Genomic DNA, 23829 nt, shown 5'->3' with positions numbered 1-23829 from the left:
GCCCAGCCCCAGCCCGCGGCCGCGCCCCCCGCCGCCGCGGCCACCCCCGCCTACGCACCCCCCAGCGGCGGCATCGACCCCCGCACGCTCTGGCCGAACATCCTGGAAGCGGTCAAGAACCGCCGCCGCTTCACCTGGATCCTGCTCAGCCAGAACGCCCAGGTGGCCGGCTTCGACGGCACGACCCTCCAGGTCGGCTTCGTCAACGCCGGCGCCCGCGACAACTTCACGAGCAGCGGCAGCGAGGACGTACTGAAGCAGGCGTTGGCCGAGCAGTTCAGCGTCCAGTGGAAGATCGAGGCGGTCGTCGACCCGTCGGGCGGCTCGGCACCCCCGGCACCCGCGTTCAACGGCGGTGGCGGCCCCGCGGGTGGCTACGGCGGAGGCGGCACGCCCGCCCAGCGCCCGGCAGCGGCCCAGCCCACGCCCACCGCCCCCGCACCGCCCACAGCGGCCCCGGCCCCCGCTCCCGCCCCGGCGCCCGTCTCCCAGCCTTCCGCCCCGGAGCCCCCACCCCCGGTGTCCCCCGAGGACGACACCCCCGAGGACGACGACCCCGACCTCAACGAGTCGGCCCTCTCCGGCCGCGAACTGATCGTGAGGGAGCTGGGGGCGACGGTGGTGGAGGAGTTCTCCAACGAGTAGCGGGTCGGCGCAATGCAGCCCGTCCGGCGTTTGAGGACGAGGCCCGTTCAGGGCCGAAACGGGGGTCTGGGGGCGGAGCTCCCAGGAGCGAGCACACCGATGCCGGGCCATTTTTCAGAGGAACGCACAGTGGACCGACCCCCCGGCCCTGGGAACCTCGCACAAGAACCCCGTTAGGCTGACCCCCGTGAACGTCCTCGTCATCGGTACCGGCGCCCGCGAACACGCCCTCTGCCGCTCCCTGTCCCTCGATCCCGACGTCACCGGGCTGCACTGCGCCCCGGGCAACGCCGGCATCGCCGAGGTCGCCGAGCTGCACCAGGTCGACGCCCTCGACGGCAAGGCCGTAGCCACGCTCGCGCAGCAGCTCGGCGCCGACCTGGTCGTCGTAGGCCCGGAGGCGCCGCTCGTCGCCGGGGTCGCCGACGCCGTCCGCGAGGCGGGGATCCCGGTCTTCGGCCCCTCCGGGGAGGCCGCGCAGCTGGAGGGCTCGAAGGCCTTCGCCAAGGACGTCATGGCGGCGGCCGAGGTGCCCACAGCGCGGTCGTACGTCTGCACGACTCCCGAGGAGGTCGAGGAGGCCCTCGACGCGTTCGGCGCCCCGTACGTCGTCAAGGACGACGGGCTGGCCGCCGGCAAGGGCGTCGTCGTGACCGCCGACCTCGACGCGGCCCGGGCGCACGCCAACTCCTGCGAGCGCGTCGTCATCGAGGAGTTCCTCGACGGCCCCGAGGTCTCCCTCTTCGCCATCACCGACGGCGTGACGGTTCTCCCCCTCCAGCCCGCCCAGGACTTCAAGCGCGCCCTGGACGACGACGAGGGCCCGAACACCGGCGGCATGGGCGCGTACTCCCCGCTGCCCTGGGCCGACCCGAAGCTGGTGGACGAGGTCATGGAGACGGTGCTGCAGCCGACCGTCGACGAGATGCGCCGCCGCGGCACCCCCTTCTCGGGCCTGCTGTACGCCGGTCTGGCGATCACGAGCCGCGGCGTACGGGTCATCGAGTTCAACGCCCGCTTCGGCGACCCCGAGACCCAGGTCGTGCTGGCCCGTCTGAAGACCCCGCTGGCCGGCGTCCTGCTCGCCGCCGCGAACGGCACCCTCGAGGACCTGCCGCCCCTGCGCTGGAGCGACGACGCCGCGGTCACCGTGGTCGTCGCCTCGCACAACTACCCCGCCACCCCGCGCACCGGCGACCCGATCACCGGTCTCGACGAGGTGGCCGCCGAGGACGCCCCGCACGCGTACGTCCTGCACGCCGGCACCAGGCAGGACGGTGACGCCGTCGTCAGCGCCGGCGGCCGCGTCCTGTCCGTCACGGCGGCCGGCAAGGACCTCTCCGAGGCCCGCGAGCGCGCGTACCGGGCCGTCGCCCGCATCCGTCTCGACGGTTCCCAGCACCGTACGGACATCGCCGCGAAGGCGGCGGCCGGCGCCTGAGAAATCGGGCAAATACCCCGACTCCGATGAACCCCGCAGGCCCCGGATCCGTCTAAGGATTCGGGGCCTGATCTTTGCTGTCCGTCATCCACCTTTCCCCAAAGCCATTCCATCGAGTGACCGGCACCCCATTTGGATGACGGGGCCCCAGGGCCCAACTAGGGTGCGGCGCAAGCGGTCCGGCACTTGGCCCACCGGCATTGCGATGTCAGTGGCTGGTGCCACAGTGGGGGAGTGAGCAACGCCAGAACAGCCGGGCAGCCAGGACGACAGGGAGGGGGTGAGGACCGGTCGTGACCGGTATCGGTGTGGAGGCAGGCGCGCAGGCCGCGCGCTCACGGGCACTCGCGGTGCTGCGTATCCGCAGCCGCGCGCTGGCCGTGGCGCTGTTGCCCGCGGCCGTCGCCGTGGTGCTGCTCGCCGGTGGCTCCACCGGCCATCTCGTGGGCCGGGGCTGGGACGCCGCCCGCGTGACCATGACCGTTCTCGCCGTCCTCGTGCTGCTCGCCGCCTGCGTCGTCGCCCTGGTCGTCGCCCGCGCCCGCCCCGCGGTCAGTCCGACGGTCCAGATCGCCGAGGAGACCGCCCCCGACCTGTACCGGATGGTGCGCGACCTCGCCGACCGGCTCGACGTCCCCGCCCCCTCCGCGATAGCGCTCACCCCGGACTGCGACAGCTGGCTGGAGGACCGCACCCACCCGGCCCACAGCCCGCCCGCACCCGAGAACCGCGACGAGATAGCGGGCGTCCGCGGCTCCCACCGCCGTACTCCCGCCGCTCCCGTCCTCGTCATCGGCTCCCCGTTCCTGTGGTGGATGCGCGTCGGCGAACTGCGGGCGGTCCTCGCCCCGGTCGTCGCCGGTACGGGACCTTCGGCGCACCCGGACATAGCCGCGGCCCGCCGTTTCGTACGGGGCCTGGACGCGGCCGTGGCCGTGAGCTCCGCGCCCGGCCGTGGACTCCTGTTCCGCGTGCCGCTCGCGGGCGTCGGCTGGGTCGTCCGTCTGCTGCTGCGCAGCTGCCGGGTGCACGCGGCCGAGATGGAGCGGGGCGTGGCCGCCGCGGCCGCCGAGCGTGCACAGGCTGTGGACTACGGCCTCAGGATCGTCGCCCAGGAGCAGGTGGGCCTGGCGTACGCGGGCTGGGACCGGCTGCTGACCCGGGTCGCGCTGCCCGCCTGGCGCATGGGCCGCTGGCCCTCCCGTCTGGACGCGGGCGTCGTCGCGGCGCTCACCGAGCTGTCCCGGCGCGACCGTCTGGCCGAGGGCTTCGCCTCCCGGCTGGGCGAGCGCCCCGCCTGCGACCTGCTCGAGGAGCCCGGCGCGGTGGACGAGGCCACCTCACTGCTGGCCGCCCGGCTCTTCCACGGCGGCCCCGCGGAGACCGGCCCGGACTGGGCCCCGGTGGACTGGCAGGAGTACCCGGAGGAGGTCGTCGACCGCAAATGGCGCATCGACGCGGCCCGACTCCACCGCGTCCTGGACGCACAGGGCGTGAGCCGCTCCTCCGAGACCACGGCTCCGGACACGGACGGCCCGACCCTGTCCCGGGTCCTGGACCACCTCTCGGCCCCACAGCACACGGAGCCCGCACCGTCGGCGCCGGACGAACCCGCACCGACGACGGACGAACCCGCAGCCGCCGACGGCGAGACCGCCCCACAGGGGCCACCCGCACCCGACGACGAAAGCGGCACGGGTGCCACGGGTGCCACGGGTGGCACGGGTGGGAACAACAGCAAGGCCGAAGGCGAAGCCGAGGCCGACGAACCCGACAACGAACGCAGCGCCGCCCTCGCCGCAGCCCTCACCACCGAGCTCGCCCGCGAGGAAGCGTCCGCACCCCCCACCCGCTCCACGGGACAGGGCCCCGACACCGCCTACTGGGACGACGGCGCCCTTCCCCTCTTCCCCCTGCAACCACCCCGCACCGCACGCGAGTTGCTCACCGACCACGTCACCGCGATGGTGTGCTGCGCCGCGATGGACACCGCCGGTGCGACTCCCGGCCTCGACTGGCTCGACGGCCCGTCCCTCCTCATCAACGGCGAGCGGGCGGCCGACCTCACCCCCCGCGTTCTCAGCCTCGTCGAGGACGGCGACCCGGCCCCCCTGCGGGCCTGGCTGCTCAAGTCGGGGATACGCCCCGAGAAGCCGGTCCGCCTCGTCTGAGCGATCCCCGGACAACTCCCGGCAACCCCCAACACGCCCCGCCTCGTAGCGGATTGCCGCATTCCACTTTCGGCCAATTCGCAACGAATAGTGACAGCCTGCGTGCGGAATGTGATGTGCTGGGACCGATCGCGCACATGGCAAGGGCTTACGCCACAAGACAGACGCACGACGCACACACATGGACACCATCAAAGGCGTCACCAAAGGCACCACCGAGGGCACCACCCACGACGCACGACCACGGGGGCACGAGGGAGGGGAGCGACCATGGGATCCGAACAGATCCGCCGCTGGGAGTCGGGAGCACTCGCACACGCCGTCACGGACCCCTTCGGCCAGGGGCCCGTCCCCTGGCTCCGCGGCAGCGAGACGTACTTCGACGACACCGGCCAGGTCGTCCCCTGGTACGTCGACCCGGACCCCGCCCACACCCCCAAGGACGGCGCCCCGAGAGTCCCCTCCCCGCGCAGTGCCCCCGGCGGCCCCCGCTCGGCCGATGACGTCCGCCGCCAGATCAAGGGCTTCACCTCCACCGGCGCGGTCGCCCCCGGCGAGGCCGTCGACTTCCACGTCACCGTCGACCCGCCCCAGGAGTTCAGCGTCGACGTCTACCGCATCGGCCACTACGGCGGTGACGGCGCAGCGAAGATCACCACCAGTCCCCGTCTGTCCGGCATCGTGCAGCCCCCGCCGCTGACCGCGGACCGTACGGTCTCGTGCCACCACTGGTGGCTGTCCTGGCGGCTGCAGATCCCGTCGTACTGGAGCATCGGGGCGTACGTCGCCGTCCTCACCACCGCCGACGGCTACCGCTCCCACATCCCCTTCACCGTCCGCGACAACCACCCCGCGGACCTGCTCCTCCTGATGCCCGACGTCACCTGGCAGGCCTACAACCTCTACCCCGAGGACGGCCGCATCGGCGCCAGCCTCTACCACGCCTGGGACGAGGACGGCCGGCTGCTCGGCGAGGCCGACGCCGCGACCACGGTCTCCTTCGACCGGCCGTACGCGGGCGCGGGCCTGCCGATGCACGTGGGCCACGCCTACGACTTCATCCGCTGGGCCGAGCGCTACGGCTACGACCTCGCCTACGCCGACGCCCGCGACCTGCACGCCGGCCATCTCGACCCCACCCGCTACCGCGGCCTGGTCTTCCCCGGCCACGACGAGTACTGGTCGCCCGCCATGCGCCGCACGGTGGAGCGCGCCCGCGAGTGCGGCACCTCCCTCGTCTTCCTCTCGGCCAACACCATGTACTGGCAGGTCGAGTTGGGCCCCTCGCCCTCCGGCGTGCCCGACCGCCTGCTGACCTGCCGTAAACGCAGAGGCCCGGGCAGGCCGGTGCTCTGGCGCGAGATCGACCGGCCCGAGCAGCAGGTGGTCGGCATCCAGTACGCCGGCCGCGTCCCCGAGCCCCACCCGCTGATCGTCCGTAACGCCGAGCACTGGCTGTGGGAGGCGACCGGCGCGCACGAGGGCGACGAGATCGACGGCCTGGTCGCGGGCGAGGCCGACCGCTACTTCCCGCGCACCCCGCTCCCGGAGCACGAGGACCGCATGCTGCTCGCGCACTCCCCGTACGCCGACAGCGAGGGCGCCCTCCGCCACCAGGAGACCTCGCTCTACCGAGCCCCCTCCGGCGCCCTGGTCTTCGCGTCCGGGACCTTCGCGTGGTCCCCGGCACTCGACCGCCCGGGCCACGTCGACACCCGTGTCCAGCGCGCCACCGCCAACCTGCTGGACCGCATCTGCAAGCGTGACTGAGCTCACCCAACGCACCCCAAGTCCAAGGTCAGCCGCCCATACGGGACAATCGACCTGTTGGCCCGCCCGTCTCCCACCGCCGCCCTATTCGAGCCCTGCGGGCGCCCCTCTTTTTCAACCACGGGGAGGAACCGTGTCCGGATTCGTAGAAAAGCCCGAGCCGATTCAGGTTCCGGGCCTGGTGCACCTCCACACCGGCAAGGTGCGCGAGCTGTACCAGAACGAGGCGGGCGACCTCGTGATGGTCGCCAGCGACCGCATTTCCGCATTCGACTGGGTGCTGCCGACCGAGATCCCCGACAAGGGCCGGGTCCTCACCCAGCTGTCCCTGTGGTGGTTCGACCAGCTCGCCGACCTGGTCCCCCACCACGTCCTGAGCACCGAGCCGCCCGCCGGCGCCCCCGCCGACTGGGCCGGCCGCACCCTGGTCTGCAAGTCGCTGCAGATGGTCCCGGTGGAGGCCGTGGCCCGCGGCTACCTCACCGGCTCGGGCCTCGTCGAGTACAAGGAGTCCCGTACGGTCTGCGGTCTGGCCCTCCCCGAAGGCCTCGCCGACGGCTCGGAACTCCCCGCCCCGATCTTCACCCCGGCCACCAAGGCCGAGGTCGGCGAGCACGACGAGAACGTCTCCTACGAGGAGGTCGCCCGCCAGGTCGGTGCCGACACCGCCGCGCAGCTGCGCCAGGCCACCCTCGCCGTCTACTCGCGCGGCCGGGACATCGCCCGGGACCGCGGGATCATCCTCGCCGACACCAAGTTCGAGTTCGGCTTCGAGGGCGACACGCTCGTCATCGCGGACGAGGTCCTCACCCCGGACTCCTCCCGCTTCTGGCCGGCCGAGCAGTGGGAGCCGGGCCGCTCGCAGCCGTCGTACGACAAGCAGTTCGTGCGCGACTGGCTGACCTCGCCGGTCTCCGGCTGGGACCGGAAGAGCGAGCAGCCCCCGCCGCCGCTGCCGCAGGAGGTCGTGGACCGGACCCGCGCCAAGTACATCGAGGCGTACGAGCGTCTGACGGGCACGAGCTGGGCGTAGGACACGAAGAAGCCCCCCGGCAGAAGCCGGGGGGCCGATTCAGAGCGGACGACCAGGTTCGAACTGGCGACCTCAACCTTGGCAAGGTTGCGCTCTACCAACTGAGCTACGTCCGCAGTGCGCCGTGGCGCGAGGCCAACTATACCCAACCTCGCTCGCGGGCGAGCCGCACGGCCGTGTGACGGTTCTCCGCCCCGAGCTTCGAGACGGCCGACGACAGATAGTTCCGTACGGTCCCCTGCGACAGCGCGGCCCGCTCGGCGATCTCCGCGACGGGCGCCCCGTCGGCGGCGAGCTCAAGGACCTCGGCCTCCCGCGCGGTCAGCGGCGAGTCCCCGGCGGAGATCGCGTCGGCGGCCAACTCGGGGTCGACGTAACGGTTTCCGGCGTGCACCGTGCGGATGATCTCCGCGAGCCGCTGCGCGCTCACGGTCTTCGGGACGAATCCGCGCACACCCGCCGCAAGGGCCCGCTTGAGATGTCCGGGCCGCCCGTGGCTGGTCACGATCAGCACCTGGCAGCCGGGCAGTTCGGCGCGCAGGGATGTGGCGACCTTCACACCGTCCGCGCCGGGCATCTGAAGATCGAGTACGGCGACGTCGGGCGCGTGCGCGCGAGCCATGGCCAGCGCCTCGGGCCCGGTCGCCGCCTCGGCGACGATCACGAGGTCGTCCTCCAGCGCGAGCAGTGCCGCCAGCGCGCCCCGGATCAGATGCTCGTCGTCGGCGAGCAGGAGCCGGACGGTCACGAGGCCACCTCCGTCGGTATCTCCGCGACCAACCGGAACACCCCTTCCGTCAGGCGCCCCGCCTCCAGCGTCCCGTCCACCGCCGACAGCCGCTCCCGCAGCCCCGTGAGGCCGGAGCCGCTCACCCCCGTGGACCGGGAAGCGCCGTCGTTCTCCACCGTCAGCACCACACGCCCCGCCGACACCCGCACGGCCACCGTGCACCGCTTGGCGTCCCCGTGCCGCAGGACGTTCGTGGTGGCCTCCCGGACCACCCAGCCGAGCGCCGACTGCACATCGAGGGGCAGTCCGACAGCCTCGCCGGTCACCTCGCAGTCGATGCCGGCAGCGGTCAACACCCCTTGTGCTCCGGTGAGTTCGACCCCCAGGTCGGCCTCCCGATATCCCCGTACGACATCCCGCACCTCACGCTGCGACTCCCGAGCGATCCGCTGCACCTCGACCATCTGCTCCACCGCCTCCTTCCGCCCGCGCCGCGTCAGCTGCACGGCCAGCTCGCTCTTCAGCGCGATGACGGCGAGGTTGCGCCCGATCACGTCGTGCAGATCCCGCCCGAACCGAAGCCGCTCCTCGGCGACGGCGAGCCGGGCACGGGTCTCGCGGGCCGCGTCGAGTTCGAAGACGGCGTCGATGAGCCAGACGGAGAAGACGGCGCTCAGGGTGAGGACCCCGGCGCCGATCAGCACCGAGAGCCCTGCGAAGAGGGCGGCGGCACCGGGGCGGCCCATCAGGAACGCCAGCAGCACGGAGCCCACCGTGAAGCCCACGACCAGCGCGAGCACCCGCCGCCGGTCGCGCACGCCGAGCGCGAGGAAGCCGGCGCCGAAGACCAGCACGCTCCCGTAGAGCCCGCTCGCCGCGACGTCGACGTCCTCGCCCCTGGGTCCGCGTTCCGCGATGGCCATCGCGCCGATCGCGATCACCAGGGTGAGGGCGGCCAGCACCCACAGCAGCCGTGCGGGCTGCGGCCGCCGGCCCCGCGTCCAGTCCAGCGCCCGGGACCCGGTCAGGCCGCAGAACAGGGCGTGCACCCATCCCGTCAGGACCAGCAGGACAGCGAGTTCCCCTCCGACCGCACTCGGGATCATGAGCCCCACCGTGAGAGCCTCCAGGGCTGCGATGGAGTGGAACGACCACCGCGTGTACGTCTCCACCTTCGCCGGAGTGCTCTTGCGCCGCCACCAGCCGACCGGCCTGCTCATGTTCCCGCCCCCCGTGCGTTCAGCGCCGAGGTTCCCACCGGAACCACCGCCGTACAGCAAACACGGCGAAAGCGGTCCAGGCCAGAGCCGTCAGCACCGGTCCGATCGTCTCGTACACCGACAGCTCGCCACTCCAGCCGCCGCGCACGAGCGTGATCACCGGGGACAGCGGCAGCAGTTCGAGCCAGATCGCCACCCGGTCGGGCACGAGTTCCAGCGGGACCGTGATCCCGGAGCCCACCATCGAGATCAGCAGCAGCGGCATCCCGGTGACCTGTGCGCTCTCCACGGTACGGGTGAAGCTCGCGGTCAGCGCGGCCAGCGCCGCGCACATCAATAGGCCCAACAGCAGGCCGATGACGGCGAGTTGGGGTGCCTGGGGAGCCGGCAGGTCGAGCAGAACGGCACAGCCCACCGCGAGCAGCAGCGACTGGATCAGCCCCGTGCAGACCGCCGGCAGCGCGGCTCCGGCCAGGATCTCCCGGTCCCGCAACTCCCCGGTGCGCAGCCGCTTGAGGACGAGTTCCTCGCGCCTTCCGACGAAGACGCCGACGAGCGCCGAGTACACCGCGAACAGCAGCGAGAACCCGACGGCGCCCGGCAGCAGCACCAGCCCGACGTTCAGCCCGGCGTCCCCGAGATCCATGTCCTCGACCGCCGTCCGCGCGCTGAACGGCAGCACCAGCGGCACGAACAAGGCCACGACGATCGTGCCCTTGCTGCGCCCGAACAGGGTCAGCTCGGCCCGGGCGAGTGCCCTGACCCGCCCCACAGCGATGCTCATGCCGCGTACTCCTTCTCAGCCGCGGAAGTCGCGTCCCGCGCGATCCCCAGGAACGCCTCCTCCAGCGAAGCCGACCGCACATCCAGCCGCCGCAGCTCCACCCCGGCCCGCTCGGCCCACCCCAGCACCCCGGCGGCCGCCCGCTGCAGCTCCCGCGTCCGCAGCCGTACGACCCTCCCCTCGACCTCGTGGTCGAACACCCCCAGCGCACCGAGCGGCGGCAGGTCCCCCACGAAGTAGCCCTCGGGCAGCTCGAAGGAGATCCGGGACGGCTGGGCGGCGGTCACCTCGGCCGGTGTGCCGGTGGCCGCGACGCACCCCCGGTGCAGGATCGCGAGCCGGTCGGCGAGATCGTCGGCCTCCTCCAGGTAGTGCGTGGTCAGCAGCACCGTCGTACCGCCGTCGCGCAGCGCGCGCACCAACTCCCAGGTGTCCCGGCGCCCTTCGGCGTCCAGGCCGGTCGTCGGCTCGTCCAGGAACAGCACCTCGGGCCTGCCGAGCAGCGCGAGCGCCAGGTCCAGCCGCCGCCGCTCGCCCCCGGACAGCTGCTTGACCCGTACGCCGGCCCGCTGCCCGAGCCCGACCAGCGCGAGCGCCTCCCGCGTCGGGCGCGCCCCGCTGACGCAGCCCGCCCACATCCGCGCCGTCTCCGCGACGGTCAGCTCGGACGGAAGGCCGCCCTCCTGCAGCATCACCCCGGTACGCGGTCGTACGACGGCCCGGTCGGCGTAGGGATCATGCCCGAGGACGCGCACCCGCCCGCCGGACGGCCGGGCGAGTCCCTCCAGCAGCTCGACCGTCGACGTCTTGCCCGCGCCGTTCGTGCCGAGCAGTGCGAAGACCTCGGCGCGGGCCACGGAGAAGGTGATCCCGCGCACGGCCTCGAACCCGCCCCCGTACACACGCCGAAGGTCGGTGACCTCAATCACGTGCTCGTGTTCGTTGGTGTCCATGACTTAAGCGTCCCGGCGCTCCCGGCGCGACAGCAGTGCGAGCTGTCACCACTCCGTATGACAAATGTCAGAGGGATGTCCGGGGAGCACGAAAAGACCCCGATCCAAAGGACCGGGGTCTTCTTCATCAAGAGCGGACGACCAGGTTCGAACTGGCGACCTCAACCTTGGCAAGGTTGCGCTCTACCAACTGAGCTACGTCCGCATTGCCTCCGACCGGCTCTCACCGATCGGCGCGAGCACCATCCTACCTGATCCACAGCAGTGGTCAGACCGGCGATGCAGAGCGGGTGACAGGAATTGCACACTGCGCCTTCCCCCTGGAAGGGGGATGTTCTGCTACTGAACTACACCCGCGTGTACTCCGTGAGCTGGGCTTTTCGGGCCCCGCCCCTCGGCGTGCTCCAGACTCTAGCTGACCAGGTGGGGTGCAACGCAAGTCGGTTGTCCCGAGGGGCAGGTGACCGAACGTCGACCGGGCTCTACTGCGCCTCGGCGAACGCCTCGTAGACCTTCTTGGGGATCCGGCCGCGGGCCGGGACGTCCATCTTGTTGGCCTGGGCCCAGGCCCGGACGGCCGCCGGGTCGGGGGCGACCTCCGTCTGCCGGTACGCCTTGCCCGACCTCGACCGCTTGCGGCCGGCGTCCACGTACGGCGCGAGCGCCTTACGCAGTTTCTTGGCATTGGTTTGATTCAGGTCGATCTCGTACGACTTGCCGTCGAGGCCGAAGGCGATCGTTTCCGCCGCTTCCGAGCCGTCGATGTCGTCAAAGAGAGTGACCACGACCTTCTGCGCCACGAATATCGGTCCCTTCGTGCGACATCTCAATCTGCGATGACGTGCCACGACGCCGCGGAGATGCCGACTGTCCGCCAGTTAATGGGCAAAGTATCGACTATTGGTAATTCATTTGTACAGTGCCCGGCAATGGAATGTGAAGCCCGACTAAATCTCCCCGCGTGTCTCCGCGCAATAGGGATGAGGTGTCGTTCAGGGATCTTTCCCTGAACTTTTCGTGAAGGCACCCCTCCGATGCGGGATCGTGACAGTCCTCACGTAGATTCCTACAAGTCAACGCGCGTAGAAATTTTGTGCAGGTAGTCTGAACGCACCTGCAGGAACCTGCTCAGCACCACAACACCGGGAGTGCCAGTGGCACGCGTCGTAGTCGACGTCATGCTCAAGCCGGAGATCCTCGACCCCCAGGGCCAGGCGGTGCAGCGCGCACTGCCGCGGCTGGGTTTCGAAGGCGTCTCCGACGTACGTCAGGGAAAGCGATTCGAACTGGAAGTTGACGGACCGGTCGACGAGGCCGCGCTCGCCCGCATCCACGATCTCGCGGAATCCTTCCTCGCCAACACCGTGATCGAGGACTTCACCGTCAAGGTGGAGGAAGTCGCGGAGGCCGCGAAGTGACCGCTCGTATTGGCGTCGTCACTTTCCCCGGCAGCCTCGACGACCGGGACACGCAGCGCGCGATCCGCCTCGCGGGCGCCGAGCCGGTGGCTCTCTGGCACAAGGACAAGGACCTCCACCAGGTCGACGCCGTGGTGCTGCCCGGCGGTTTCTCCTACGGCGACTATCTGCGGGCCGGCGCCATCTCCCGCTTCTCGCCCGTGATGGAGACGGTCATCGAGCAGGCGAAGGCCGGCCTCCCGGTTCTCGGTATCTGCAACGGCTTCCAGATCCTCACCGAGGCCCACCTCCTCCCGGGCGGGATGCTCGGCAACGACCACCTCCACTTCATCTGCCGCGACCAGAAGCTGCGGGTGGAGAACGCGGACACCGCCTGGACCGTCGACTACGAGTCCGGCCAGGAGATCCACATCCCGCTGAAGAACATGGACGGCCGGTACGTCGCCGACCAGTACACGCTGGACAAGCTGGAGGCCGAGGGTCGCGTGGCATTCCGCTACCTCGACTTCAACCCCAACGGCTCGCTCAACGACATCGCCGGCATCACCAACGAGGCCGGGAACGTCGTAGGCCTCATGCCGCACCCGGAGCACGCCGTCGAGCCGCTCATCGGGTCCGGCCGCACCGACGGCCTCCCCTTCTTCACCTCGATCCTCAAGAAGCTGGTCAACGCATGAGCCGGACGCCTCTGGACACGGTCGAGCACGCGGCCGCGACCCCCGACGTCGAGCTGCCCTGGGCCGAACTCGGTCTGAAGAAGGACGAGTACGAGCGGGTCGTGGAGATCCTCGGCCGCCGGCCCACCGGTGCCGAGCTCGCCATGTACTCCGTCATGTGGTCCGAGCACTGCAGCTACAAGTCCTCGAAGGTCCACCTCCGCCAGTTCGGCGAGAAGGCCCCCCAGTCCGACGCACTGCTCGTGGGCATCGGCGAGAACGCGGGCGTGGTGGACGTCGGTCAGGGCTACGCCGTGACCTTCAAGGTCGAGTCGCACAACCACCCGTCGTACGTGGAGCCCTACCAGGGCGCGGCCACCGGTGTCGGCGGCATCGTCCGCGACATCATCGCGATGGGCGCGCGGCCGGTGGCGGTCGTGGACCCGCTGCGGTTCGGTGCGGCCGACCACCCGGACACCAAGCGTGTGCTGCCGGGTGTGGTGGCGGGCATCGGCGGTTACGGCAACTGCCTCGGCCTGCCCAACATCGGCGGCGAGGTCGTCTTCGACGCCTGCTACCAGGGCAACCCGCTGGTCAACGCCGGTGCCATCGGTGTGATGCGGCACGAGGACATCCACCTCGCGAAGGCGTCCGGCTCGGGCAACAAGGTCATCCTGTACGGGGCACGGACGGGCGGCGACGGCATCGGCGGCGCCTCGATCCTGGCCTCCGAGACCTTCGACGACGCCAAGCCGTCGAAGCGTCCCGCGGTGCAGGTCGGCGACCCCTTCCAGGAGAAGCTCCTCATCGAGTGCACCCTGGAGGCCTTCAAGGAGAAGCTGGTCGTCGGTATCCAGGACCTGGGTGCGGCCGGACTGTCCTGTGCCACCAGCGAGTTGGCGTCCAACGGCTCAGGCGGCATGACCGTCATCCTGGACGACGTACCGCTGCGCGACTCCACGCTCTCGCCCGAGGAAATCCTCATGAGCGAGTCGCAGGAGCGCATGTGCGCGGTCGTCGAGCCGGCGAAGGTCGAGCGCTTCCTGGAGATCTGCGAGAAGTGGGACGTCATCGCCACGGTGATCGGTGAGGTCACCGACGGCGACCGCCTCGAGATCTACTGGCACGGCGGCAAGATCGTCGACGTCGACCCGCGCACGGTCGCGCACGACGGGCCGGTCTACGAGCGGCCGTACGCCCGCCCGTCCTGGCAGGACGAGCTGCAGGCGGACGACGCCAACAAGCTGCCGCGGCCGGCGACGAGCGAAGAGCTTCGTGGCCAGGTCCTGAAGCTGGTGTCGTCCCCCAACCAGGCCTCCAAGAAGTGGATCACCTCGCAGTACGACCACTTCGTGCAGGGCAACACGGTGCTGGCCCAGCCCGAGGACTCCGGGATGATCCGCATCGACGAGGAGACCGGCCTCGGCGTGGCCATCGCGACGGACGGCAATGGCCGTTACGCGAAGCTGGACCCGTACGCGGGTGCGCAGTTGGCGCTCTCGGAGGCGTACCGGAATGTGGCGACGACGGGTGCGAAGCCCCTCGCCGTCTCCGACTGCCTGAACTTCGGCTCGCCCGAGGACCCGGCCGTCATGTGGCAGTTCGCGGAGGCGATCCGTGGACTGGCCGACGCCTGCCAGCAGTTGGGCACCCCGGTGACCGGTGGCAACGTGTCGCTCTACAACCAGACGGGCGAGGTGGCCATCCACCCGACCCCGGTGGTCGCGGTCCTCGGCGTCATCGACGATGTCGCGCGCCGTACTCCCGTCGCCTTCCAGGAGGACGGCCAGCTGCTCTACCTCCTCGGCGACACGCGTGAGGAGTTCGGCGGTTCGGCCTGGTCGCAGGTCGTGCACGACCACCTCGGTGGCCTGCCGCCCAAGGTCGACCTGGAGCGCGAGCGCCTGCTGGCCGAGATCCTGATCTCCGCCTCCCGCGACGGCATGATCGACTCCGCGCACGACCTGTCCGACGGCGGTTTGATCCAGGCCGTGGTCGAGTCGGCGCTGCTCGGCGGCAAGGGCGCGCGCCTGATCGTGCCGGACGGGCTCGACGCCTTCACCCTCCTCTTCTCCGAGTCGGCCGGCCGCGCTGTCGTGGCCGTCCCGCGCTCCGAGGAGGTCCGCTTCAACGACATGTGCGGTGCGCGCGGCCTGCCGGTCACCCGCATCGGTGTCGTCGACGGTGAGACGGTCGAGCTCCAGGGCGAGTTCGAGCTCTCCCTGGAGGAGCTGGGCGAGGCGCACGAGGCGACGATCCCGGCGCTGCTCGCGTAAGTCCCTTCGGTCGTACCTGGCCGTACCTGGTTGTACGGCTTTGAAGGCCCCGCCCGTTTCGACGGGCGGGGCCTTCGCTCTTCCTCATACCGCGACCGGCAGAGCGGCCCGCCGAGACAGGGCCCGGCCCTCATGCCGTCGACGCCCCCGAACGTGCCCACCGAGCCTCCGGACTGATCGAAAAGGGCCTGAGCAGCCATGCCGTGAAGCAATAGGCTCCCTGCCATGCCTCCCGCCAAGAAGCGCGCCCGTACCTACGACCCCGCCAAGATCCGGACCGCGATCCTGGCCCAGTTCGGGAACGTGCGGCAGGCCGTGCGGGCACTGACCGACGAGCAGCTCGCCCTCCCCACCCGACTGGAGGGCTGGACCGTCCGCGACCTCGCCGCGCACATCAGCATGGCCGTCGAGACCGTCAGCCGGAACCTCGACCGGGACGAACCGCCCAAGCCGGAACTCACCCTCCTGGACTGGCCCTTCGCCACTGCCTCCCGGGCCGGCGACATCGCTGACGGCACCCGTGACCTCGCCGCGGCCAACCCCGACCTCGACGCCCTCTACGCCCGCACCGAGGAACGACTCACGCAGAAGCTGGCACAGGCCCCCGGCGACCGCGTCCTCGCCGCCCGCACCGGTGCCATGACCCTCGCCGACTACCTCGTCACCCGCACCGTCGAACTCGTAGTCCACACCGACGACCTGAATGCGGCGGTGCCGGGCCTCGACATCCCCTACGACCGCCAGGCCCTGGCCGCCTGCACCCGCCTCCTCGCCGACGCCCTCGCCGCGAAGGCGCCCGGCGGCTCGACCGAGGTGCGGATCCCGCCGTACGCCGTGGTGCAGTGCGTCGAGGGACCCCGGCACACCCGTGGCACCCCGCCCAACGTCGTCGAGACCGACCCGCTGACCTGGATCCGGCTCGCGACCGGGCGGGTGGCGTGGCAGGACGCGGTCGAGGAGGCCAAGGTCAGCGCGAGCGGGGAACGGGCGGATCTGGGCGGGCTGCTGCCGCTGATGGCGTAGCGGAACCGGTCCGCAGTCCCTCCCGTCCCACTCACATGGACAAACTGCGACTCACCCTCGCCGTCCTGACGGCACTGCCTCTCGCGGTGGCCTGCGGCAGCGAAAAGGCGGACCCCGGCAGTGGGGAGGTCGGCGTCGAAAAACCCGTCACCGGCACCCGCTGGAACATCGAGACCGTCACCGTCGACGGCAAGAAGCACGAGGCCGCCACGGACACCCACCTCACCTTCGACAAGAAGACCGGCAAGGTCGGCGGCCGGCTCGGCTGCAACCACGTCAACGCCAAGGCCACCGTCAGCGACGGACATATCACCCTGGGCGCGCCATCCACCACCCGAATGATGTGCGAAGCCTCACTCATGGACACCGAGAAGACCCTGCTGAGCCTCTTCGACAGCAAGCTCAGTTACCGAGTGGATCAACACAGCCTTGCTCTGACCAGCGCAAACGGCGACACCCTGCGAGCCGTCGCCGCCGAGTGATCCATTACAGGCGCGTATCCCCAATTCGGACCAGTGGTCGATCTCGCCTACACTCGGTGCCGTGCCACGTGGTGACGGTCGACTCAATCATGATCTGCTCCCCGGCGAGAAAGGCCCTCAGGACGCTTGCGGCGTCTTCGGGGTCTGGGCTCCGGGCGAAGAGGTCGCCAAGCTCACTTACTTCGGGCTCTACGCCCTCCAGCATCGGGGCCAGGAATCCGCGGGAATCGCGGTCAGCAACGGCTCCCAGATCCTCGTCTTCAAGGACATGGGCCTCGTGTCCCAGGTCTTCGACGAGACCTCTCTCGGTTCGCTCCAGGGTCACATCGCGGTCGGTCACGCCCGCTACTCGACCACCGGCGCCTCCACCTGGGAGAACGCCCAGCCGACGTTCCGCGCCACCGCGCACGGCTCGATCGCGCTCGGCCACAACGGCAACCTGGTCAACACGGCGCAGCTCGCCGAGATGGTCGCCGACCTCCCGAAGGACACCAACGGCCGTTCCACCCGGGTGGCCGCCACCAACGACACCGACCTGCTCACCGCGCTCCTCGCGGCCCAGGTCGACGACGACGGCAAGCCGCTGACCATCGAAGAGGCGTCCGCCCGGATCCTCCCGCAGGTCCTGGGCGCCTTCTCGCTCGTCTTCATGGACGAGCACACCCTCTACGCGGCCCGCGACCCGCAGGGCATCCGCCCGCTGGTCCTCGGCCGCCTGGAGCGCGGCTGGGTCGTCGCCTCCGAGTCCGCCGCCCTCGACATCTGCGGTGCGAGCTACGTCCGCGAGATCGAGCCGGGCGAGTTCATCGCCATCGACGAGAACGGCCTGCGCAGCTCCCGATTCGCGGACGCGAAGCCCAAGGGCTGCGTCTTCGAGTACGTCTATCTCGCGCGCCCCGACACCGACATCGCCGGCCGGAACGTGTACCTCTCCCGCGTGGAGATGGGCCGCAAACTCGCCAAGGAAGCCCCTGTCGAGGCCGACCTGGTCATAGCGACTCCGGAGTCCGGCACCCCGGCCGCCATCGGCTACGCGGAGGCGTCGGGCATCCCCTTCGGCGCGGGCCTGGTGAAGAACGCGTACGTCGGCCGTACGTTCATCCAGCCCTCCCAGACGATCCGTCAGCTCGGCATCCGCCTGAAGCTGAACCCGCTGAAGGAAGTCATCAAGGGCAAGCGCCTGGTCGTCGTCGACGACTCGATCGTGCGCGGCAACACCCAGCGGGCCCTGGTCCGCATGCTCCGCGAGGCGGGCGCGGCCGAGGTCCATATCCGGATCTCCTCGCCGCCCGTGAAGTGGCCGTGCTTCTTCGGCATAGATTTCGCGACCCGTGCCGAGCTCATCGCCAACGGCATGACGATCGACGAGATCGGCACCTCGCTGGGCGCCGACTCCCTCTCCTACATCTCCATCGACGGCATGATCGAGGCGACCACCATCGCCAAGCCGAACCTCTGCCGTGCCTGCTTCGACGGCGAGTACCCGATGGAGCTCCCCGACCCCGAGCTGCTCGGCAAGCAGCTCCTGGAGACCGAGCTGGCCGCCGGCACCGCCGCGACGGCCGCGGCCGACGCGATCCGTCGTCCGTAGTCAGCTCGCCCTGCAGCCCGTAATGCCTGACCTGCAGCCCGTAATACCTGCAGTACGACACGAAAGTTCTCACCGTCATGTCTGAGACAACTGGTGCCAGCTACGCAGCCGCGGGCGTCGACATCGAAGCGGGCGACCGCGCGGTCGAGCTGATGAAGGAGTGGGTGAAGAAGACGCAGCGCCCCGAGGTCCTCGGGGGCCTCGGCGGTTTCGCCGGCCTCTTCGACGCCTCCGCCCTCAAGCGCTTCGAGCGCCCGTTGCTGGCCTCGGCCACGGACGGCGTCGGCACCAAGGTCGACATCGCGCGCCAGCTGGGCGTCTACGACACCATCGGCCACGACCTGGTCGCGATGGTCATGGACGACATCGTGGTGTGCGGCGCCGAGCCGCTGTTCATGACCGACTACATCTGCGTCGGCAAGGTCCACCCCGAGCGGGTGGCCGCGATCGTCAAGGGCATCGCCGAGGGCTGTGTGCTCGCCGGCTGCGCCCTGGTGGGCGGCGAGACGGCCGAGCACCCCGGCCTGCTGGGCCCGGACGACTTCGACGTCGCCGGGGCCGGTACGGGCGTCGTGGAGGCCGACCGGCTCCTTGGCGCGGATCGCATCCGTAAGGGTGACGCGGTCATCGCCATGGAGGCGTCCGGTCTTCACTCGAACGGGTACTCGCTCGTGCGGCACGTCCTGCTGAACGAGGCGGGCCTCTCCCTGGACGCCCGGATCGACGAACTCGGCCGCACCCTGGGCGAGGAGCTCCTGGAGCCGACCAAGATCTACTCGCTGGACTGCCTGGCCCTGATCCGCACGGCCGAGGTGCACGCCTTCTCGCACGTCACCGGCGGCGGCCTGGCGGCCAACCTGGCCCGTGTGATCCCCGACGACCTGCACGCGATCGTCGACCGCTCCACCTGGACTCCGGCCCCGATCTTCGACCTCGTCGGCAAGACCGGTCAGGTCGAACGCCTGGAGCTGGAGAAGACCCTCAACATGGGCGTCGGCATGATCGCGATCGTCCCGGAGGAGTCGGCGGACGTGGCCCTGGCGACGCTGGCCGACCGCGGGGTCGAGGCATGGGTCGCGGGCGAGATCACGGACCGCGGCGACTACGCGACGGGTGCGGAGATGGTCGGCACGTATTCAAACTGAGGGCGCCGCCTGAATCCACTGACGGGCAGCGCAAAACCCGGTCCGGTGGTGTGGACCACTCCGGACCGGGTCAAGCACAGCTGGTGCGTCAAGCGCCGCGGCGTTGTTGCGACGACGGACCGGACTCGTCGTCCTCGTCCTCGTCGTCGTTATAGAGATCCGCGTACTGGGAGTACGGGTCGTCTTCCTCGTCGTCGTCCTCGAACGGCTCGCCATTCGGCGGCTGGCTCGAAGTCGAAGCGCCCAGCTCATTGGCCAGACGCGAGAGGTCAGTCCCGCCGCTGCTGTACTTCAGCTGGCGGGCGACCTTCGTCTGCTTGGCCTTTGCCCGGCCGCGCCCCATGGCTCGACCCCCTCGGATACGGGGCTCGGTGGCCCCAGAGTCTTGACACGCGTTCATGATCTGGAACGGGCTCTCCGTAGAGAGACCGGTCCGTAGGGCTTCCACGGTACCTGAGCCCACGCCCATACGGTACGTCGCCCGCAGGACGGGCCTGGGCCCAGAACCCGCGGGGAGCCCTGTCCCCGCTGGTCAACCGCGATTTTAACCACTTCTTGGCGGCCGACCCGCCGACGAACGTGAGAGTTCTCTCTAAGTGTGCGCCGACGGGTACCGGTCAAACCTCAGCGCGCCTGTTGCGTGGCCGCCTCATGCATCCGCTGCTCGGCGATCCGGTCGGCCGCGGCGGCCGGCGGAATCCCGTCCGACTTCGCACGTGCGAATATGGCCAGCGTGGTGTCGTAGATCTTCGCGGCCTTCGCCTTGCACCGCTCGAAGTCGAACCCGTGCAGCTCGTCGGCGACCTGGATGACCCCGCCGGCGTTCACCACGTAGTCCGGCGCGTAGAGGATCCCGCGGTCGGCGAGGTCCTTCTCGACGCCCGGGTGGGCGAGCTGGTTGTTGGCGGCGCCGCAGACGATCGTCGCGGTGAGCACCGGCACGGAGTCGTCGCTCAGGGCCCCGCCCAGCGCGCAGGGGGCGTAGATGTCCAGCCCCTCGACGCGGATCAGCGCCTCGGTGTCGGCGACCGCGCTCACGCCCGTCGGATGGGCGGCGAGAACCCGTCGTACGGCCTCCTCGCGCACGTCCGTGACCACGACCTCCGCGCCCTCGTCCCGCAGGTGCCGGACCAGGTGGTGCCCGACCTTGCCGACGCCCGCGATGCCGACCCTGCGGTCGCGCAGCGAGGGGTCGCCCCACAGGTGCTGCGCGGAGGCCCGCATGCCCTGGTAGACGCCGAACGCGGTGAGGACGGAGGAGTCGCCGGCGCCGCCGTTCTCGGGGGAACGGCCCGTCGTCCAGCGGCACTCGCGTGCGACGACGTCCATGTCGGCGACGTACGTGCCGACGTCGCACGCGGTGACGTAGCGCCCGCCGAGCGAGGCCACGAACCGGCCGTAGGCGAGGAGCAGCTCCTCGCTCTTGTCGCGGTCCGGGTCACCGATGATCACGGCCTTGCCGCCGCCGTGGTCCAGGCCGGCCATGGCGTTCTTGTACGACATCCCGCGCGCGAGGTTCAGGGCGTCGGCGACGGCCTCCTCCTCGGTCGCGTACGGGTAGAAGCGCGTGCCGCCGAGGGCGGGGCCCAGTGCGGTGGAGTGGATGGCGATGACGGCCTTCAGGCCGCTTCTGCGGTCCTGGCAGAGCACGACTTGCTCATGACCCCCCTGGTCCGAGTGGAACAGGGTGTGCAGTACATCAGCAGGCGCGCCGGTTACGTCGGTCACTGTGGTGACTCCTGGGTAAGTAGCGGCGGTTGGAGACCAGCTCCCGTACAGGTGGCGGGTGCTGTGAGCATGAGATTAGAGCCTGTGTGCCACCGCCCACCTCGCCGTGCTCAGGATCACCTACTCCCATGGTGCGTCCGTGCGACGATTTGCATAGTTTTCCCGCTCGTTTGTGTGCGGGTTTCGCAGGTTTTCCTGGCAGAGGGCGGGGGAGGGAGCAGGCGTGCCCAAGGTGTCCTCGGTGATCGTCCCGTACGCGACCTATCTGCGCGTGTACGAGCCGCTGGCCGCCTTCCCGGAGCCCGAGCGCACCCACTGGGCGCGCTACGCCCGCCGCCCCGACCGTCCGTCGTACCAGGACGAACTCCGCCGCTCCCTGGCCGACTTGCTGCCCACCCCGCCGATCCCGGTGCCGGTGCACGAGAGCAGCGACGCGTTCGTGCTCGAGGCGGACGGGGTGGTGTGCGTGTGCCCGTGGCGCACCCGGCTGCGCGGCTGGCAGGCCCTGGACGAGCTGGCCGAGGAGCTCCCGGCGCCCGTCCTGGACGCGGTGCTGCCGCCGCTCGTACGCCACCAGGCCGCCCAGGACTACGAGCGCTGGCTGGCTCGCAACCCGGACGCCCGGCCCTGGATCCGCACCGCGACCTGGCAGGTGCCGCTGAACTGGTTCGTGCTGGTCGGCGACGAGGAGCGGCGCTTCGACAAGGGCTCCGGCGAGATCCCGCCGCTGCTGCGCTACCGCACACCGATGGTGCAGGCCCGGCGCCGGGTGGCGCGGGGGCTGCGGGCCCTGAAGGAGGCCGTCGACGAGGGGCCGCTGATCGACGGCCTGGTGGACGTCGGCCGCTGGCTGGAGGAGTTCCATCCGCGCTCGCTGGTGGAGCTGGACTACGGCGGGCTGGTGCACGTGCTGCCGGCCGGTGAGCTGGAGGACGACCACTCGGCGGCGGACGTGGCCGAGGGGATCGACGCGCTGCGGCACGGCGACGGGGTCGCGGCGGGGGCCGCGTACGGGCGGCTGGTGGAGCGGTGGCGGGCGGTCCGGGACCGTCGATCCGCGAACTGACGTTTGACCTGACGCCCGTTTTGGGGTTTGGTCCTCGCTCAAGGTGTTCCCAGGTTCCCCTGAGGTTTCGTCAACATGGGACGTAGGTCCCGATCCGGGCGTTCATCTCAAGTGTGGGCCAAGCGTGACGGACCGCACGTACGCGGCCCTTGCGTCTCTTACCCCTCCTCATGCCAAAATAGGACAAGGAGTCCGGGGAGGACTCCGCTCGCATTGCACGCTTTGGGGGGTCTGGTGACTCCTGATCGTCCTGTGACTGATCGTCACAGTGGCGTGACTGTCCGCTATGGCATGGTCCATCGGCTTCCGTCGCCGATGAACACCTGGGGGGCAATTCCATCGGTTTGGCCGACGCGGCTGGACAGATGGTGTAGTTGTAGTGCCGAGGACAAGCCGTTCGTCCTATAACCGACTCGACCCGCATCCGCCATTTCGGGCAACGCGGGTCAAGGTGCAGAATTTAGAGGAAAGAACCGAGAAGGTTCGGTTCTCCCGAGGAGGCCGCTCATGACCGCTCGCACCCCTGATGCCGAGCCGCTGCTGACCCCGGCTGAGGTCGCCACGATGTTCCGCGTGGACCCGAAGACGGTCACGCGGTGGGCGAAGGCCGGCAAGCTCACTTCCATCCGCACGCTCGGCGGGCACCGCCGTTACCGCGAGGCTGAGGTCCGCGCACTGCTCGCGGGCATCCCGCAGCAGCGCAGCGAGGCCTGAACAACTGAATACCGGGCAAATCGGCAGGTCCCCCAACCGGCCGAGGCGTCCGGACCCTAGCTACAAGCGACGCGGGTCCTGCCCCAACAGGCCCCACGCCCAAGCTCTTTGGAGCTTTCCAAGCAAGTGCCAAGGGTGCGTCGTAGATCGCGCTGGACTCCGCCGGGTCCAGCGCGATCTTTTTTGTGTGCGGACTTGTGTGCGGGCTGTGAGCGTTCGACTGCTCTGTGGGCGGGCTTGTCGGAGTCTGGGGAGGGGTGTCGGATCTCCTGTGGGCGGCCCCTGACAGTGGTGCAATTGCACATATTAAATTGACCGGTTGTAGGGGACGGGTAAGAACCCAGGTTTCAAAAACTCATGCGGTGACACCCGTCACATGCCAGGGTCCTTGTTGCCTCTGGCGCGTGTGCGCTAGAGGAGTCACACGTTCCAGCGCCCCACCGCAGGGCGGGGGTTGGCGGCGGCCGGTGGTCATGCGGGGGTGGGGCTTTCGTCCTCCACGGTCTCCTCCGGCGTCTGGGCGGTCGGCGGGGAGTCCATCGCCAGTCGCAGCAGCCGGTGGCAGATCGGGCAGTGCCGGGTGAGGTGGCGGTACGAAGAGGCGGCCGCCAGGTGCGCACGGAGCAACGCCCGCGTCTCATGCCTGGCCGAACCCGCCATACGCCACCTCCAGGGGCCGTACGAGGAACAGGCCCTGGTTTCTGGGTACCCAGGGAAAGAGGCGGCGTCAAGACGGCGTGGGGCTCCGCCGGGGGCGCGGTGCCAGTTGCCGGCGCTGATGTGGCCCTCCCGGGGCTGCCGCCCCGGCCCCCGCTTCGGTCTGAACGGCCTCGTCCTCAAACGCCGGACGGGCTAAAAAGATCAAGCCCCGGCCGGGAAAGTCCAGCCCCAGCCGGGAAAGTCCAGCCTCGGCCGGCAAAATCCAGCCCCTCCGGCGTTTGAGGAGCGGGGTCTGGGGCGGAGCCCCAGAAGGATGGGACGGG

General features: G+C 70.2%; 21 protein-coding genes, 3 tRNA genes and 1 pseudogene. 14 read left to right on the top strand and 11 right to left on the bottom strand.

The window, feature by feature from the left end:
* The 5 genes and pseudogenes from IG08_RS0150115 to IG08_RS0150095 form a co-directional block, all read left to right on the top strand.
* Window positions 1-645, top strand: a pseudogene (locus IG08_RS0150115) (DNA polymerase III subunit gamma and tau); the annotation flags it as partial.
* 187 nt (window positions 646-832) lie between these two features.
* Complete coding sequence (gene purD, locus IG08_RS0150110; protein WP_030620587.1) at window positions 833-2086, top strand: phosphoribosylamine--glycine ligase; 1254 nt, start codon at window positions 833-835, stop codon at window positions 2084-2086.
* A gap of 293 nt (window positions 2087-2379) precedes the next feature.
* Window positions 2380-4257 (top strand): membrane protein, encoded by a 1878-nt coding sequence (locus IG08_RS0150105; RefSeq protein WP_030620575.1) that lies wholly within the window; start codon window positions 2380-2382, stop codon window positions 4255-4257.
* A 270-nt stretch (window positions 4258-4527) separates the two neighbouring features.
* Window positions 4528-6027 (top strand): N,N-dimethylformamidase beta subunit family domain-containing protein, encoded by a 1500-nt coding sequence (locus IG08_RS0150100; protein ID WP_030620574.1) that lies wholly within the window; start codon window positions 4528-4530, stop codon window positions 6025-6027.
* Window positions 6028-6160: 133 nt separating this feature from the next.
* Window positions 6161-7060 carry a phosphoribosylaminoimidazolesuccinocarboxamide synthase gene (locus tag IG08_RS0150095; protein ID WP_030620570.1) on the top strand — a complete coding sequence of 300 codons (900 nt, stop codon included), beginning with the start codon at window positions 6161-6163 and terminating at the stop codon, window positions 7058-7060.
* A 43-nt stretch (window positions 7061-7103) separates the two neighbouring features.
* Here IG08_RS0150095 and IG08_RS0150090 read toward each other — a convergent pair.
* From IG08_RS0150090 to IG08_RS0150055, 8 genes are all read right to left on the bottom strand, one after another.
* Window positions 7104-7176: transfer RNA gene (locus IG08_RS0150090), tRNA-Gly, on the bottom strand.
* 23 nt (window positions 7177-7199) lie between these two features.
* Window positions 7200-7808 (bottom strand): response regulator transcription factor, encoded by a 609-nt coding sequence (locus IG08_RS0150085; RefSeq protein ID WP_030620568.1) that lies wholly within the window; start codon window positions 7806-7808, stop codon window positions 7200-7202.
* Window positions 7805-9010 carry a sensor histidine kinase gene (locus IG08_RS0150080; protein ID WP_030620567.1) on the bottom strand — a complete coding sequence of 402 codons (1206 nt, stop codon included), beginning with the start codon at window positions 9008-9010 and terminating at the stop codon, window positions 7805-7807. The genes IG08_RS0150085 and IG08_RS0150080 overlap by 4 nt, the downstream gene beginning before the upstream one ends.
* A 19-nt stretch (window positions 9011-9029) precedes the next feature.
* Window positions 9030-9794 (bottom strand): ABC transporter permease, encoded by a 765-nt coding sequence (locus IG08_RS0150075; protein ID WP_030620564.1) that lies wholly within the window; start codon window positions 9792-9794, stop codon window positions 9030-9032.
* On the bottom strand, window positions 9791-10747 hold the full coding sequence (locus tag IG08_RS0150070; protein ID WP_030620561.1) for an ABC transporter ATP-binding protein: 957 nt from the start codon (window positions 10745-10747) through the stop codon (window positions 9791-9793). Before IG08_RS0150070 ends, IG08_RS0150075 begins: the two co-directional genes overlap by 4 nt.
* A 132-nt stretch (window positions 10748-10879) precedes the next feature.
* A tRNA-Gly gene (locus tag IG08_RS0150065) sits at window positions 10880-10952 on the bottom strand.
* 80 nt (window positions 10953-11032) lie between these two features.
* Window positions 11033-11104, bottom strand: a tRNA-Gly gene (locus IG08_RS0150060).
* A 125-nt stretch (window positions 11105-11229) separates the two neighbouring features.
* Window positions 11230-11547, bottom strand: a complete 318-nt coding sequence (locus tag IG08_RS0150055) for a histone-like nucleoid-structuring protein Lsr2 (protein ID WP_030620558.1) — start codon at window positions 11545-11547, stop codon at window positions 11230-11232.
* Window positions 11548-11901: 354 nt separating this feature from the next.
* Between IG08_RS0150055 and purS the strand changes: the two genes are divergently transcribed.
* The 7 genes from purS to purM all read left to right on the top strand — a co-directional run bounded on the left by purS (window position 11902) and on the right by purM (window position 19338).
* Window positions 11902-12165, top strand: a complete 264-nt coding sequence (gene purS, locus IG08_RS0150050; RefSeq protein ID WP_030620556.1) for a phosphoribosylformylglycinamidine synthase subunit PurS — start codon at window positions 11902-11904, stop codon at window positions 12163-12165.
* Window positions 12162-12842, top strand: coding sequence for a phosphoribosylformylglycinamidine synthase subunit PurQ (purQ, locus tag IG08_RS0150045; RefSeq protein ID WP_030620553.1), 681 nt, complete (start codon window positions 12162-12164; stop codon window positions 12840-12842). Before purS ends, purQ begins: the two co-directional genes overlap by 4 nt.
* Entirely contained in the window at window positions 12839-15097 is a 2259-nt protein-coding gene (gene purL, locus IG08_RS0150040; protein ID WP_030620550.1) for a phosphoribosylformylglycinamidine synthase subunit PurL, read from the top strand. The genes purQ and purL overlap by 4 nt, the downstream gene beginning before the upstream one ends.
* 225 nt (window positions 15098-15322) lie before the next feature.
* On the top strand, window positions 15323-16120 hold the full coding sequence (locus tag IG08_RS0150035) for a maleylpyruvate isomerase family mycothiol-dependent enzyme (protein WP_030620547.1): 798 nt from the start codon (window positions 15323-15325) through the stop codon (window positions 16118-16120).
* Window positions 16121-16155: 35 nt separating this feature from the next.
* Window positions 16156-16602 (top strand): META domain-containing protein, encoded by a 447-nt coding sequence (locus IG08_RS0150030; protein ID WP_052425271.1) that lies wholly within the window; start codon window positions 16156-16158, stop codon window positions 16600-16602.
* A gap of 61 nt (window positions 16603-16663) precedes the next feature.
* The gene (gene purF, locus IG08_RS0150025) at window positions 16664-18193 is read left to right on the top strand and encodes an amidophosphoribosyltransferase (RefSeq protein WP_030620540.1); all 1530 of its coding nucleotides are present in this window, start codon (window positions 16664-16666) and stop codon (window positions 18191-18193) included.
* 77 nt (window positions 18194-18270) lie between these two features.
* Entirely contained in the window at window positions 18271-19338 is a 1068-nt protein-coding gene (purM, locus tag IG08_RS0150020) for a phosphoribosylformylglycinamidine cyclo-ligase (protein WP_030620537.1), read from the top strand.
* An 88-nt stretch (window positions 19339-19426) separates the two neighbouring features.
* Here purM and IG08_RS0150015 read toward each other — a convergent pair whose 3' ends face one another.
* Complete coding sequence (locus IG08_RS0150015; RefSeq protein WP_030620534.1) at window positions 19427-19681, bottom strand: DUF3073 domain-containing protein; 255 nt, start codon at window positions 19679-19681, stop codon at window positions 19427-19429.
* A 281-nt stretch (window positions 19682-19962) separates the two neighbouring features.
* Entirely contained in the window at window positions 19963-21066 is a 1104-nt protein-coding gene (locus IG08_RS0150010) for a Leu/Phe/Val dehydrogenase (protein WP_030620531.1), read from the bottom strand.
* Between the two features lie 223 nt (window positions 21067-21289).
* Between IG08_RS0150010 and IG08_RS0150005 the strand changes: the two genes are divergently transcribed.
* A complete protein-coding gene (locus IG08_RS0150005; protein ID WP_030620528.1) occupies window positions 21290-22132 on the top strand; it encodes a DUF8083 family protein in 843 nt (280 codons plus the stop codon).
* A gap of 507 nt (window positions 22133-22639) precedes the next feature.
* Window positions 22640-22846 carry a developmental transcriptional regulator BldC gene (gene bldC / locus IG08_RS0150000; RefSeq protein ID WP_003949541.1) on the top strand — a complete coding sequence of 69 codons (207 nt, stop codon included), beginning with the start codon at window positions 22640-22642 and terminating at the stop codon, window positions 22844-22846.
* 471 nt (window positions 22847-23317) lie between these two features.
* On the opposite strand, the gene IG08_RS0149995 is transcribed toward bldC, so the two are convergent.
* The gene (locus IG08_RS0149995) at window positions 23318-23506 is read right to left on the bottom strand and encodes a DUF6274 family protein (RefSeq protein ID WP_030620525.1); all 189 of its coding nucleotides are present in this window, start codon (window positions 23504-23506) and stop codon (window positions 23318-23320) included.
* Window positions 23507-23829: the final 323 nt, after the last annotated feature.

Source organism: Streptomyces fulvoviolaceus, assembly GCF_000718165.1.
Classification (GTDB): Bacteria; Actinomycetota; Actinomycetes; order Streptomycetales; family Streptomycetaceae; genus Streptomyces; species Streptomyces fulvoviolaceus.
Note: the sequence above shows the minus strand (reverse complement) of the source record. Positions and strands in the feature narration are given on the sequence as shown.

Excerpts from the sequence above, each read along its gene's own strand:
- IG08_RS0150070 (WP_030620561.1), bottom strand. The coding sequence starts at position 10,747 with ATGGACACCAACGAACACGAGCACGTGATTGAGGTCACCGACCTTCGG.
- bldC (WP_003949541.1), top strand. The coding sequence starts at position 22,640 with ATGACCGCTCGCACCCCTGATGCCGAGCCGCTGCTGACCCCGGCTGAG.
- purL (WP_030620550.1), top strand. The coding sequence starts at position 12,839 with ATGAGCCGGACGCCTCTGGACACGGTCGAGCACGCGGCCGCGACCCCC.
- IG08_RS0150015 (WP_030620534.1), bottom strand. The coding sequence starts at position 19,681 with ATGGGGCGCGGCCGGGCAAAGGCCAAGCAGACGAAGGTCGCCCGCCAG.
- purM (WP_030620537.1), top strand. The coding sequence starts at position 18,271 with ATGTCTGAGACAACTGGTGCCAGCTACGCAGCCGCGGGCGTCGACATC.
- IG08_RS0150075 (WP_030620564.1), bottom strand. The coding sequence starts at position 9,794 with ATGAGCATCGCTGTGGGGCGGGTCAGGGCACTCGCCCGGGCCGAGCTG.
- IG08_RS0150030 (WP_052425271.1), top strand. The coding sequence starts at position 16,156 with ATGGACAAACTGCGACTCACCCTCGCCGTCCTGACGGCACTGCCTCTC.
- IG08_RS0150080 (WP_030620567.1), bottom strand. The coding sequence starts at position 9,010 with ATGAGCAGGCCGGTCGGCTGGTGGCGGCGCAAGAGCACTCCGGCGAAG.
- IG08_RS0149995 (WP_030620525.1), bottom strand. The coding sequence starts at position 23,506 with ATGGCGGGTTCGGCCAGGCATGAGACGCGGGCGTTGCTCCGTGCGCAC.
- IG08_RS0150035 (WP_030620547.1), top strand. The coding sequence starts at position 15,323 with ATGCCTCCCGCCAAGAAGCGCGCCCGTACCTACGACCCCGCCAAGATC.
- IG08_RS0150100 (WP_030620574.1), top strand. The coding sequence starts at position 4,528 with ATGGGATCCGAACAGATCCGCCGCTGGGAGTCGGGAGCACTCGCACAC.